Origin of the sequence: Pseudomonas fluorescens (genome assembly GCF_900636825.1) — a bacterium.
Taxonomy (GTDB): Bacteria; Pseudomonadota; Gammaproteobacteria; order Pseudomonadales; family Pseudomonadaceae; genus Aquipseudomonas; species Aquipseudomonas fluorescens_BG.
Genome location: NZ_LR134318.1, coordinates 793,516 through 805,409, shown reverse-complemented (window position 1 = coordinate 805,409; position 11,894 = coordinate 793,516). Strand labels below are relative to the sequence as shown.

13 protein-coding genes are annotated in these 11,894 nt (G+C 56.6%); 4 read left to right on the top strand and 9 right to left on the bottom strand.

Annotation, left to right across the window (positions count from 1 at the left end; genetic code table 11):
- Positions 1-104: 104 nt before the first annotated feature.
- Positions 105-695: an NAD(P)H-dependent oxidoreductase gene (locus EL257_RS03550; protein ID WP_126359877.1), complete on the bottom strand. Its 591-nt coding sequence runs from the start codon at positions 693-695 to the stop codon at positions 105-107.
- 185 nt (positions 696-880) lie between these two features.
- On the opposite strand from EL257_RS03550, the gene EL257_RS03545 reads away from it, so the two are divergent.
- Positions 881-1,195, top strand: a complete 315-nt coding sequence (locus tag EL257_RS03545; RefSeq protein ID WP_126359875.1) for a putative quinol monooxygenase — start codon at positions 881-883, stop codon at positions 1,193-1,195.
- Here EL257_RS03545 and EL257_RS03540 read toward each other — a convergent pair.
- Positions 1,185-1,949 carry a sulfite exporter TauE/SafE family protein gene (locus EL257_RS03540; RefSeq protein ID WP_126359873.1) on the bottom strand — a complete coding sequence of 255 codons (765 nt, stop codon included), beginning with the start codon at positions 1,947-1,949 and terminating at the stop codon, positions 1,185-1,187. The genes EL257_RS03545 and EL257_RS03540 overlap by 11 nt on opposite strands.
- A gap of 232 nt (positions 1,950-2,181) precedes the next feature.
- Between EL257_RS03540 and EL257_RS03535 the strand changes: the two genes are divergently transcribed.
- Together EL257_RS03535 and EL257_RS03530 are read left to right on the top strand one after the other, a co-directional pair.
- The gene (locus EL257_RS03535) at positions 2,182-3,120 is read left to right on the top strand and encodes a LysR substrate-binding domain-containing protein (protein WP_126359871.1); all 939 of its coding nucleotides are present in this window, start codon (positions 2,182-2,184) and stop codon (positions 3,118-3,120) included.
- Between the two features lie 42 nt (positions 3,121-3,162).
- Positions 3,163-3,513 (top strand): cupin domain-containing protein, encoded by a 351-nt coding sequence (locus EL257_RS03530; protein ID WP_122589396.1) that lies wholly within the window; start codon positions 3,163-3,165, stop codon positions 3,511-3,513.
- A gap of 111 nt (positions 3,514-3,624) precedes the next feature.
- Here EL257_RS03530 and mmsB read toward each other — a convergent pair whose 3' ends face one another.
- Positions 3,625-4,512: a 3-hydroxyisobutyrate dehydrogenase gene (mmsB, locus tag EL257_RS03525; protein ID WP_126359869.1), complete on the bottom strand. Its 888-nt coding sequence runs from the start codon at positions 4,510-4,512 to the stop codon at positions 3,625-3,627.
- Positions 4,513-4,522: 10 nt separating this feature from the next.
- A complete protein-coding gene (locus EL257_RS03520; protein ID WP_126359867.1) occupies positions 4,523-6,049 on the bottom strand; it encodes a CoA-acylating methylmalonate-semialdehyde dehydrogenase in 1,527 nt (508 codons plus the stop codon).
- A 149-nt stretch (positions 6,050-6,198) separates the two neighbouring features.
- On the opposite strand from EL257_RS03520, the gene EL257_RS03515 reads away from it, so the two are divergent.
- On the top strand, positions 6,199-7,179 hold the full coding sequence (locus EL257_RS03515) for a LysR family transcriptional regulator (protein WP_126367977.1): 981 nt from the start codon (positions 6,199-6,201) through the stop codon (positions 7,177-7,179).
- A 550-nt stretch (positions 7,180-7,729) separates the two neighbouring features.
- Here EL257_RS03515 and EL257_RS03510 read toward each other — a convergent pair.
- From EL257_RS03510 to EL257_RS03490, 5 genes are all read right to left on the bottom strand, one after another.
- On the bottom strand, positions 7,730-8,755 hold the full coding sequence (locus EL257_RS03510; protein ID WP_225931003.1) for a hypothetical protein: 1,026 nt from the start codon (positions 8,753-8,755) through the stop codon (positions 7,730-7,732).
- A gap of 46 nt (positions 8,756-8,801) precedes the next feature.
- Positions 8,802-9,224 carry a hypothetical protein gene (locus EL257_RS03505; protein WP_126359865.1) on the bottom strand — a complete coding sequence of 141 codons (423 nt, stop codon included), beginning with the start codon at positions 9,222-9,224 and terminating at the stop codon, positions 8,802-8,804.
- Positions 9,225-9,488: 264 nt separating this feature from the next.
- A complete protein-coding gene (locus EL257_RS03500; RefSeq protein ID WP_126359863.1) occupies positions 9,489-9,812 on the bottom strand; it encodes a hypothetical protein in 324 nt (107 codons plus the stop codon).
- A 1-nt stretch (position 9,813) separates the two neighbouring features.
- Complete coding sequence (locus EL257_RS03495) at positions 9,814-10,335, bottom strand: KilA-N domain-containing protein (protein ID WP_232013062.1); 522 nt, start codon at positions 10,333-10,335, stop codon at positions 9,814-9,816.
- A 670-nt stretch (positions 10,336-11,005) separates the two neighbouring features.
- Complete coding sequence (locus EL257_RS03490) at positions 11,006-11,536, bottom strand: hypothetical protein (protein WP_126359858.1); 531 nt, start codon at positions 11,534-11,536, stop codon at positions 11,006-11,008.
- Positions 11,537-11,894 lie beyond the last annotated feature (358 nt).

The window sequence follows — 11,894 nt, the reverse complement described above, 5'->3', positions numbered from 1 at the left end:
CCGTAGGAGCTGCCGAAGGCTGCGATCTTTTGCTGTCAGCGCAGGTAGGAGCTGCCGAAGGCTGCGATCTTTTGCTGTCAGCGCAGATAGTAGCCCGAAACGCCTCAAGCCTTGAGCGCAAAAACCTGTTTCAGATGCTGCTCATAACGCACCACATCATTCTCGATGTTGGGACGCTTCATCACGTCAACGCAGAGAAAGGTCGGCAGCGCGGTCATGCCAAGGAACTCGTTGGCCTTGTGAAACGGGAAGTAAACCGCATCAACACCTTTGGCTTCGAAGAAATCGCTCGGATCATCGAACGCTTGCTGCGGCGCATTCCAGGTCAGCGACAGCATGTATTGCTTGCCCTGGATCAGCCCACCGCTGCCGTACTTCTGCGAGGCATCGGAACGGGTGCGGCCATCGCTGGCGTAGAGGCTGCCGTGGCCTTCGGTGAAGACCTCGTCGAGGTACTTTTTCACCGTCCATGGCGCGCCCATCCACCAGCCCGGCATTTGATAAATGATTACGTCGGCCCAAAGAAACTTCGCCACTTCTTCGGCGACGTCGTAACCCTCATCGATAAAGGTGGTCTTGACGTCGACACCGCCACGATCGAGCACGCTCAGCGCAGCTTCGTGCAGCGTGGTGTTGTAACGGCCATCGGAGTGGGCGAATTTTTTACCGCCATTAAGCAACAGGACTTTTTTCATCGAAAAACCTCGGCGCAGCCCTTGGGGCTGGATTGAAACAGGAATCGGGAATGGCGGCAGATTACCCAGCGTCCTCGCGCGGAAACAGCCACGTCGGCGCAAAATACAATTGACCAAAACGCACGAATCGACAATGCATTGTTGCCGTAGCATTCGCGGCTTTTCTGAATGAGAGGAAAGTTGCGATGAGTGAACGCCAGGGTTTCATCCTGCACGCCAAAACCCGCCCGGAAAAAGCCGTCGCGTTCGAGGCGCTGTTCCGTGCCTACGTCGAGCCGAGCCGCGCCGAACCGGGTTGCATCGAGTACCACATGCTTCGCGACAAAGAAGATCCGACGCTGTTTATTTTTTACGAAATCTGGGAAAGCCAGGCGCATCTGGATGTGCACTCGGCGTTGCCACACATGAAGGAGTTCTTCGCCAAACGCATGGAGTATCTCGAACGTGATTTCGATATCCGTCCGATCGATATGCTCAGCGAAGCCTCGGCTAACCGCTGATCAATAAATGGGCGCCGAGCACGCCCACACCGATAAAGAAAACGCGCTTGAACAGCACGGCACTGATACGTTGCCGCAGCCACTGGCCGAGCCACATGCCGAGCATGGCCGGTATCAGCGCCAGCAGCGAGGCGTTCAACTCGCGACCGCCGAGGGCGCCGTGCGAAAGCAGGCCAACCGCCAACGCCAAAGTCGAGACGGTGAACGACAGACCAAGCGCCTGCACCAGTTCGTCGCGGTTCAGGCCCAAGGCCTGCAAGTAAGGCACCGCTGGAATCACGAACACTCCGGTGGCTGAGGTGATGATACCGGTGATCAGGCCACACAGCGGTCCCAGCCACCGCTCATGCCGCGGATCGACGTGCAGCGTGGGCAGAAACAGTCCGCTCAACGCATACAGCAACAGCGCCGCGCCGAGTCCGCGAACAACCCAGTGACCGCCAGACATGCCGATCCAGATTGTGCCGATGCCGGTGCCGATGAAAATCATCAGTAGCATCGGCCAGAGGCGCCTGGCCAATTGCTTGAGTTGACCGCCGAATGCCAGTTGCCAGAGGTTGGTCAGGGTGGATGGAATGATCAACAGCGCGGCTGCCTGCGACGGCGCCATAGCCAAACCGAGCAAGCCCATGGCGACGGTGGGCAGGCCGAGACCGATGACGCCTTTGATCATGCCGGCAAGAAGGAAGGTGGCGATGACCAGTAACGACAGGCTCATGCCGAGGGTTTGGTAATAGTCGATAAGTGTATTCATGGGCGCTACATTGCACTGATCGAGGCTGGCAGGAAATCTGCCATATAATGAGGCTGCCTCTTCTCCTGCAAGAGGCTGATGTTTCAGTGATGCATCGGGCCTCATCGCTGGCAAGCCAGCTCCCACAGGATCTCGGTGGTTCATCCATTTAGAGATCAACAATGAAACCTGTGGGAGCTGGCTTGCCAGCGAAAGGGCCAGCCCAGACACCACAAAATCAGAGGCAAACCCCATGCACTTCGACCTCACCGACCTGCGCCTCTACCTGCACATCCTCGACACCGGCAACATCACCGCTGGCGCCGCCCGCAGCCATTTATCCCTCGCCGCCGCCAGCGCCAGAATCCGCGCGATGGAGGCCTCGCTGGGTGCCGAATTCCTCGAACGCGGTCGCCGTGGCGTCACTCCGACGCCCGCCGGCAAAGCCCTTGCCCGCCACGCGCGCATTCTCTTGCAACAGGCCGAACGCTTGCAGCAGGATCTGGCCGAGTACGCAAAAGGCGTCAAAGGCCAAGTGCGGCTGCTGTGCAATACCACGGCGATCACCGAATACCTGCCGGAAGTCCTCGCGGATTTTCTGCGCATCCACCCCAATCTCGACATCGATTTACAGGAGCTGCCTAGCGCGCGAATTACCCATGCCTTGCGTGAAGGCGCAGCGGATCTGGGCATAGTTTCCCACGCGGTCGACGTCAATGGACTACAGACACGCGCGTTTCGTGACGATCCATTGGTGCTGATTCTGCCCCTTGGTCACCCGTTATCTGACGCCGCCATGGTCAGTTTCAGCGACGCGCTGCAACACGACTTTGTCGGACTGAGCGCCAACAGCGCATTGGCGATTTACCTGGAAGAACAGGCGCTGCACAGCGGCTCGCGCATGCAGGTGCGCATTCGTGCCGATGGCTTTGATGGCGCGATGCGCATGGTTGCTCGTGGCGCTGGACTGGCCATCGTGCCATTGGCAGCTGTCGAACGTGCGAAAGTCGAACAGTTCGCCTGCGTACCTCTTGACGAGCCGTGGGCGCGCCGCACGTTAATGCTCTGCGCGAGAGATTTCGCCGCCCTGCCGGGTTACGCCCAGGCGTTGTTACAAGCGCTCACCAATGCGCGCGTTTCTGAGCAGCTCGATGTCGACCCCAGACAACTGAGCGACAACCGGGCGCTATAGGGTGCGACTTCATTTCTCAAAGTCCACTGCCCCGGAGTCCTCATGACCGCAACCGCCCCGATCACCGTTCTGCGCGACACCCATCCGCTGCCAGTTCTCGACGCCTGCAAGTGGGAAAAACTCGAAGGCGACCCGCACACCGTCAATCTCAACGCCTACACCAGCGAAGACGGCAGCAAGATCATGGGCACGTGGATCTGCACGCCGGGCAAGTGGCGCGTGGAATACGTGAAGTGGGAATACTGCCATTTCCAGGAAGGCTACTGCGTAATCACCCCGGACGGCATGGCGCCGATCCACCTGCGCGCTGGCGATATCTTCGTGGTTGAGCCGGGCATGAAAGGCACGTGGGAAGTGGTTGAAACCGTGCGCAAATATTTCGTGTTCGCTTGATGCAGAAAAGCCGGGAAATCACCCGACGTGATTTCCCGGCAAATGTCCCGAGTTGACTTGAATCCTGTGGCGAGGGGATTTATCCCCTCACCACAAAGGAACCGTCTTGACCTACTGCGGTTTGCGATAGCTATTGATGATCGCCGAAAAATCTTTGCCGCCGTCGCCGCGCTGACTCATCGCCTGATACAACTGCTGCGCCACCGCGCCAAGCACCACCGGTTGGTGCGCCTGCCGCGCCGCTTCCGTCGCCAGCCCCAGATCCTTGAGCATCAGCTCCGCACCAAAACCACCGGTGTAACCGCGCGACGCCGGAGCCGTTTCGACGATGCCCGGCCACGGGTTGTACATTTCCGAACTCCAGCAGCGCCCGGTCGAGCTGTTGATAATGCCGGCCAGCACGCCGGTGTCGATACCCAGGGCGTCGCCCAGAGCCATCGCTTCACTGACACCCACCATCGAAATCGCCAGCAACAGGTTGTTGCAGATCTTGGCGATCTGCCCGGTGCCGACTTCGCCGCAATGCACGATGTTGCGGCCCATCTGCGCCAGCACCGGTTGCAGGGTGGCGAACAGTTCCGGAGTGGCGCCAACCATGAACGTCAGCGTTCCGGCAGTCGCGCCGCCAGTGCCGCCGGAGACTGGCGCATCGGCCATGGCCACACCGTGTTTGGCGGCAGCGGTCGCGACATCACGAGCGGTCTGTGGATCGATGGTGCTGCAATCCACCGCTGGCACGCCTTGACGAATACCGGCGAGTACGCCCTCTTCGCCCAGCCAGACGGTGCGCACATGCACAGCGGCCGGAAGCATGGTGATCACCAGTTCAGCATCTTCCGCCGCCTCGCGCGCCGAGGCGCGAATGGTGCCGCCCAGTTGTTCCAGTTCCGCCAGCACGGTTTTGTTCAGGTCAACCAGGTTCAGCGAGTGACCGGCCTTGATCAGGTTGCGCGCCATCGGCGCACCCATGTTGCCCAGCCCGATAAATGCGATTTTCATGATCGGATCCTCAGCGCAGGTTGATGGTGGTGTTTACGCCGTCGTTGACGCTGTCGTCATCGAACCAGCGCGCCGTGACCGTTTTGGTCTGCGTGTAGAACTGCACCACTTGCTTGCCGTATGGGCCGAGGTCGCCGAGTTTCGACCCGCGCGAACCGGTGAAACTGAAGAACGGCACCGGTACCGGAATCGGAATGTTGATGCCGACCTGACCGACGTCGATTTCGCTCTGGAATTTGCGCGCCGCTGCGCCGCTCTGCGTGAACAGGCCAGTGCCGTTACCAAACGGGTTGGCGTTGACCAGCGCAATGGCCTGATCGAGGGTGTCGACTTCCAGCACTACCAGCACCGGGCCGAAAATTTCCTGGGTATATATCTGCATGTCGGTGGTCACGCCGGAGAACAGGGTCGGGCCGACAAAGTTGCCCTGCTCGTAGCCCGGAACATTTATATCGCGGCCGTCCAGTTCAAGCCTGGCGCCTTCCTTGATGCCGCTTTCGATCAGCTCAAGGATGCGCGCCTTGGCCTTTTTCGAGATCACCGGGCCGACATCGGTGCCCGGCTCGCTGCCGGCGTTGACCTTGAGTTTCTGCGCCAGCGCTTTCAGATCCGGCAGCCATTGTTTCGCCGCACCGACCAGCACCACTACCGAAGTGGCCATGCAGCGTTGCCCGGCGGCACCGAAACCGGCACCGACCAAGGCATTCAGCGCTTGCTCGCGATTCGCATCCGGCAGCACCACAGCGTGGTTTTTTGCGCCCATCATCGACTGCACGCGTTTGCCGTGTTTGCCGGCCAGGTCATAAACGTGGGTGCCGACAGCGGTAGAACCGACGAACGACACGGCTTTGATGTCCTTGTGCGTGCACAGGCCGTCGACCACATCCTTGCCGCCGTGAACCACATTCAACACACCCGCCGGCACGCCGGCCTCGACCGCCAACTCGACCAACAGCATGGTCGACAGCGGGTCCTGTTCCGAAGGTTTCAAGACGAAGGTGTTGCCGCAGGCGATCGCCATCGGAAACATCCACAGCGGAATCATTGCCGGAAAGTTGAACGGGGTGATGCCCGCGCAAACGCCGATTGGCTGACGCAGGGTGTAGGTGTCGACGCCGCCGGCAACGTTCTCGGCGAACTCGCCCATCTGCAGGGTGCCGATGGAGCAGGCATGCTCGACCACTTCCAGGCCACGGAAAATATCGCCCTCGGCGTCGGCAATGGTCTTGCCCTGCTCGGCGCTGAGCACCAAGGCGATGCGTTTGGAATGCTCGCGAATCAGCGCTTGCAGCTTGAGCATGATGCGCATCCGCGCGCCGATCGGGGTCAGTTTCCAGGTCTGAAACGCACGCTGCGCGGCGCTGACGGCGGCATCGACTTCGGCGGCCGTGGCGAACGGAACCCTGGCTAGCACTTGCTGGGTCGCGGGGTTGACGATGTCGTGCCATTCAGTGGTTTGCGATTCGACCCACTCGCCGTCGATTAGCAGCTTGACCTGCTGCAGCGTGGTGTCGTTGGGCGTAAGCGATGCGTTCATGCTGGTCTCCGAAACTTGTTTTTATCGTAGGAGCCAAGGCGAAAGGTTCGCCTTGAGATGAGGCGTGTGTCACGAATTGGTTGTCGGACTGTTTTTGGAGTATAGATGTGCAAACTTCTAACAAGAACGCACATATAAGCCCGTCCATCATGCAAAAAAACATCACCTCGCTAGGCTCGCTGAACTGGGACGACCTGAAGTTTTTCCTCGAAGTCGCCCGCACGCGCAAGGCCAGCACCGCCGCCAAACGCCTGGCCGTGGATTACACGACAGTGTCGCGACGGATCAGCTCGCTGGAAGCTGCGCTCGGCACGTTGCTGTTCGAAAAATCGCGCACCAGCGGTTTCGTCCTGACCACCGAGGGCCAGCGTTTGCTCGGATACGCCGAGTCGATTGAAAGCACATTGCACATGGCCTGCGAGCAGGTTTCGGGCTCTGGCGTGGCGCTGTCCGGGCACGTGCGCATGGGTTGCACCGAAGGCTTCGGCAGCTTTTTCATTACCCCGCAACTGAGCCATTTCGTCGATGCCTATCCGGCAATCTCAGTGGACATCCTGCCGCTGCCGCACTTCATCAGCCTGTCCAAGCGCGAAGCCGATATCGTCATCGCCCTCGAGCGTCCGGAACACGGCCCGTACGTCTGCTGCAAACTCTGTGACTATCGTTTACAGCTCTACGCGACCCAGGACTATCTGGACAAACACCCGCCCATTCGCCGCCCCGCCGATTTGAGCAAGCATCAATTCATCAGTTATGTGGACGATCTGGCGTTCAGCTCGGAGCTGCTCTATCTGGCCAACGTGCTACCCGGCGCCAACGCACATTTGCGCAGCACCAGCGTGATCGCGCAATTCGTGGCGGCGCAGCAAGGTCGTTCGCTGGCGATTCTGCCGTGCTTCCTCGCCGCCCAGGATCCGCGACTGCTGCCAGTGCTGCCCGAGGAAATCGACATTACCCGGCAGTTCTGGATGTACTGCCGGGAGGATTTGCGCAAGCTCAAAAGAATCACTCTGTTATGGGATTACATAAGAGAGGTGACTGAGCTCAATGGCCCGCTACTGCTGGGCGAAACGCGTGTCCTACTGTTCGCAGACGGAGAATCTACAAGGAGCAAGGGAGACCTATCCTAACGACCTAATCAGGCTCTTGGCAACGACTTGTGACAGGAGTTGTGACACGACTTGTGACAGTCGAAAGGGGACTTACAGTGGCGTGTGCATGCGCGACCAAGTCCCCCCACAGGCAAGCGTTGGACACAGGCGCAAGGGCCTACGGGGGTATTTGCATGGGAATCATGACTGAGGTGGTGTTAGAGAAATTTTCCCCATATTTCCATCAGCCTTTTAGGTCCCTCAAGTGTCCGCGTAGACCTCAGTGACAAGCTCACCAAGGACCTCAAAGACTGTCTCAGCGTTAGCAATTCCGAAGGTTGCCCCAAGGATGCCAACAAGCTTCCAGAATGCTTTGGACAGAAGGACAGCCTTAACGACTGCCCACAGTTTCGTATGGACCATCGTAAAGGCTCCTCTTTATGCGACGCGTGTAGCGGTAGGTTTCGTGGTGAAGCCTCAAACACCCGGATTTCAAGCGGTTGAAACTTTAAACCTTAGGCTTGAGGCTTCCCACGAGACCCACAAGGTCCCCGTGACGGGAACCCAATGGTTCTTAATGGTGATGGCGTTACTCGGCAGAAAAGACCACACGAGTGATTAGCGGAAAGCTAACCGTCTCGGTTTGGAACTTCTCGGTTGGGTCGGCAGGGTTGGCCAGCTTCAAGCGAACTTTGCCCTGAGCAATTACGTCAGCCACACCAGTAACTTCGAGATCCCAACCTTGAATGGCCGGGTTGCGAGTGGTCGTTACGTTCCAGATGTCACCGTCTGGTCCTTCACGGAACGATAGCGAAGCGAAGCCCATCGGCAGCATGAACACACCATGGTCTTCACCTGAGTAGAACTGAGTGCGGGTTCCCAAATAGTCCTCAAGGTCATCGTGGCCAGCACGCTGAGCGGCACGGTTCAACACAGCCGACAAGGCCACAGGCATCAGCAGCACGAAGGACTCAAGGTCTCGGCCTACGGCGAGGTTCAAATGCATGGTCAAGGCGTCGATGATGTCTTCTGCACGCTCTCGCGGAGTTGCGCTCAAGGCGCCCGTCACGGTCTTGGTCTCGGTAGACTTAGCGTCCTTCAAGATCCCAGCAACGACACCACCACAGGTCAGCTCAAAGTCATCCAGCAGCTTCTTACCGGTCTGCTGCAAGCCTTCACCGGACCAGCCAGCAATGAGATGAGCGTCCAAGAAAGTGGCACGGAAGGAAAACAATGCAGCCTTGTCGCAAGGCTCCGTGAAGATCACGTCACCGACCACAGCCTCACCGTTGGTGAATTCTGATTTGTCATCGTAGATGCTGGTACGAGGGTCGAAGGCAACCGAACGGTTTTGCATTACGACCAGTTGTTGGGCTGTCGGCTCCGTCTTGGCTGGCCGGAACTCGCAAGGAATAGCATTAGCTGCTTCCTCCTTCCAATCGCCCTCATTGAAGTACTCATCGAGTGCCTGAGAAAAGACCTCGACGTAAATGCTGGTGTCCGATGCCATACCTTCTTTGATCTTGTCGGCACGGGTGAACTGAATACGGGTGGAGCCTTCTGTTTGGGACACGGTATAGGCGTTAGGGGCCTCGTATTGATCGCGTTTCATCATGTGTAATTACTCCTGAATAAGTTGTCTTGAAAGGTTCGTAAAGGGATCAGTCAAAGTCGGGGAACGATGACCATGCGCCGCCGCCACGGGCAGCTCGGGTCTCAGCACCCATACGGCGAATGCGCTCGTTTTGGGTCTCCCTGACGGCGCGTTTACGTGCGGCCTCAAGTGGAGTCGGAGGTACTTGCTCTTTGGCTCGTTCAGCGAACCATGCAGCCTCAGCGGCGCGCTTGGTCTCTTGCTGTTCTTCCCTTGCGAAGATCGTGAAGGCTCGACGAGTCTCTACAGGGAACGCAGAGGTACTCAGCCCAGCATCACGGTACTGACGGACGATCTCAGTGACCTTGTTGTCGTTCTTGCCAGCCATAGCCAACAAGCCTGCGAGCATTGCGCCTTCGGCATATTCTCGGGATACGTTTTGGCCTTGAACTTCAAGACGATCAGGGGTGCTTACGATGTTCAGTTTCATGTGGTTGTGTCTCCTAATAGACACATAGATCAAGCCGTGCCGCATGGGCGACGAAGACCAGAGGCTAAGGAGTAAGCCACTCCGGCGCCGTCACGGCTTGTCTATATGTTCTGGGTTTGAGGGATGTATTCGACGACTGGGGTTGGAGCTTTTGCGGGTCGTCAAGGGACCTTCGGGCAGCATGGCGGACTGTCCTATTGGGCACTTTGGTGAGGGTCTTACGGTTCTTACTGGTGGATTCAACCGCCCAAGATGCGGGGGGCCTTAAACGACTTGAGCGGACTCAGAAGAGAGGTCCAGGACTCGGCTGTAAGTAATTGGTTGTCGGTTCAACGGCACGGTCAAAGGAACCATCAAGAGAGCGTCAAGGTGGACTCCTGCGGCTATAAGGCTGTGCATGAAGGTCACCAAGTACCCGTGAAGGTGAGCCTCAAGGGCAACTTGATCGACCACACGGCCACCCAAGGGATGGATCACTGAGACCATCTTGCGTTTGTAGCTGTCAGTCCAATGATTGCGGATGCTGATTAACTTCATGCGTGACGCTGGGGTAAGACACAGGCTGTTGATTAGATCGAGGTAGGTCATCTCAGAAAGCTCCTGACTTTCGATCATTACGCTGGGCAGCACGGAACAAACGATGCTGTTCCTGTTGCTGTGCCGTCAGCTTCTTTGGAGTCCGACGACCCAAGCTATACCAGTCGCTCTTATCGTTGAAGATATGGCGCTCAAGGATGGCTGCACTGTGGTCGTGTCCGATATTACGCATCTTGTCGGCGACCAATAGAGCGACCTCGGGCATTTCAAGGATGGCCTCGAAGGCGTCGTAGACCAAGTCTTCGAACTTTGAGGAAACCCATGCGGCATACCTGATCGCTGCCTGTTTGGTCGCAAGGGTCCCTCTGCCATTGGAGCTTTCGACTTTCCCGGAAGCTGCCAATCGTTGAGCCTCTTTCAGCTCAGCCCATTTACCGGGCCCTTTCCTTGCAGGCAATTTCAAGGTGCGCCAGATGTCGGTCAAGTTCCACATACCCGAATCGTTAGCTTTAAAGGCCTGACCGTCGATGATGATTACGTGACCTGCGTGCTTGTGCTTGATGTTCATATTCATGATTTCCTTTTGATTGCTCCCTGAGTTCGCATCCACGGGCCAGCACAGAGACCCCATGACGGGTTCTGGCGAGTGGCTCAGGGAGCAATCAGAAAGACTCTGTTAATGAAGTGACCATGCGAATGGCCTTAGAGACGAACGGTGTGTCCGGTGTATGTGAGGGTTTTTAACCGGCATCCAATATTGAGGACACCTGAGAGCTCAGAGACCACTTAACGAGTCATGGTGAGTGACCATATGATGCCGTTGCTTGCAATCATGGTCTGAGAAGACCTTAGCCCCTGTACTTAAAGGGCTCTTAAAGTCTTTCAACTTAGAGAGAGAATATAAAGATTACTACCTGATATTCCTCATAGAGGATCTTTAAGTAAAAGGTCCCTGTAATCCCACGATCAGTAATAGGAGGCCCAAACCTATTAAGGGTCCATCAAGCCATTCAGAGGCTCGACAGACAGTATCGTTGAGATGGTCCCCGTAACTGGACCTCAGAGGACCCCGAGGGGTTCTGACTTGGTGGTCTCATGTGTCTGGTGGAGTGAACCACGCTGTCACGATGAGCCTTGCCCACTGGGTCACCTCGGGGTGACTGAGCGGTTACAGTGGGAATGGTGTGTCTCCCTATATGTGAGGGTTTTTAATCTATGTCGTCATAGTGGGGGGACTTTGTTGGCTAAGGTCTCTCCAGCTCTCCACCCGGCAGCCCCATACAGTAATCGCGCATGGCCACCACCGTACTCACAACGCATTTCTGATCAGCTTTCCAACCTACAGGGCATATCCAATCGTAAAAGCTCAAGCAATCAGAATTGTCTTTGCCTGTAATCGAGAGCAACAACTCCTCCGCTTTTTTGAGTGAAATGGGATTTTTTGAATCCTTATCAAATATATGAGCGGCGTATTTATTTCTGAACTGACAAATCTGCTTGGCTTCGATGTCTTTCGCAGCCTGATAAAGCGATACCGTAGCTTCACTCGGAAGACGATGAAAAAACTGCCCATAGCCTTTTCTAACCTCATGTAACTTAAACAGGGTCAGGACTATGAAGTGATTACACACTCTGAGCCGCCCCATGCTTTTAATGGGCACAAGCGGATCATGAGAAATTATGACGTCACGCGCCATGCCTACCGCTGATGCCAAATCAACCATTAGGTCTGTCATCAACCACTTAATGTTGTTCGCATCGTTCTCAGGTGTCATGAATACCCCTCTAAATTTTAGTGGCTGCCGTTCAAGCAGGCCATTTGGTTCGCAGCGAAGGAGAGGCTGGTTTAAGGCGCTCTGCCTCTTGACACAAAATTACAACAAAGTGGCCTATCGGCATTACGAAAACAGCCTATGCTCAAGTGGCCCAACGCTCATTCGCATGGAGAGTAACTATGGCGTGGTACATCGCAACCTCATTTTTAACACTCGCTGACAATCCAACACCGCTATGGAATCAAACATTTGGCCCCGGACAACTCGTTCCGGCATCTGGGATTTACCGTTGCACTGGATGTAGAAAAGAAATCACATCCAACAATGGTGATCCATTCCCACCTCAAAATCATCACCA

Coding starts and splice junctions, on each gene's coding strand:
- EL257_RS03550 (WP_126359877.1), bottom strand. CDS start 695: ATGAAAAAAGTCCTGTTGCTTAATGGCGGTAAAAAATTCGCCCACTCC.
- EL257_RS03545 (WP_126359875.1), top strand. CDS start 881: ATGAGTGAACGCCAGGGTTTCATCCTGCACGCCAAAACCCGCCCGGAA.
- EL257_RS03540 (WP_126359873.1), bottom strand. CDS start 1,949: ATGAATACACTTATCGACTATTACCAAACCCTCGGCATGAGCCTGTCG.
- EL257_RS03535 (WP_126359871.1), top strand. CDS start 2,182: ATGCACTTCGACCTCACCGACCTGCGCCTCTACCTGCACATCCTCGAC.
- EL257_RS03530 (WP_122589396.1), top strand. CDS start 3,163: ATGACCGCAACCGCCCCGATCACCGTTCTGCGCGACACCCATCCGCTG.
- mmsB (WP_126359869.1), bottom strand. CDS start 4,512: ATGAAAATCGCATTTATCGGGCTGGGCAACATGGGTGCGCCGATGGCG.
- EL257_RS03520 (WP_126359867.1), bottom strand. CDS start 6,049: ATGAACGCATCGCTTACGCCCAACGACACCACGCTGCAGCAGGTCAAG.
- EL257_RS03515 (WP_126367977.1), top strand. CDS start 6,199: ATGCAAAAAAACATCACCTCGCTAGGCTCGCTGAACTGGGACGACCTG.
- EL257_RS03510 (WP_225931003.1), bottom strand. CDS start 8,755: ATGATGAAACGCGATCAATACGAGGCCCCTAACGCCTATACCGTGTCC.
- EL257_RS03505 (WP_126359865.1), bottom strand. CDS start 9,224: ATGAAACTGAACATCGTAAGCACCCCTGATCGTCTTGAAGTTCAAGGC.
- EL257_RS03500 (WP_126359863.1), bottom strand. CDS start 9,812: ATGACCTACCTCGATCTAATCAACAGCCTGTGTCTTACCCCAGCGTCA.
- EL257_RS03495 (WP_232013062.1), bottom strand. CDS start 10,335: ATGAATATGAACATCAAGCACAAGCACGCAGGTCACGTAATCATCATC.
- EL257_RS03490 (WP_126359858.1), bottom strand. CDS start 11,536: ATGACACCTGAGAACGATGCGAACAACATTAAGTGGTTGATGACAGAC.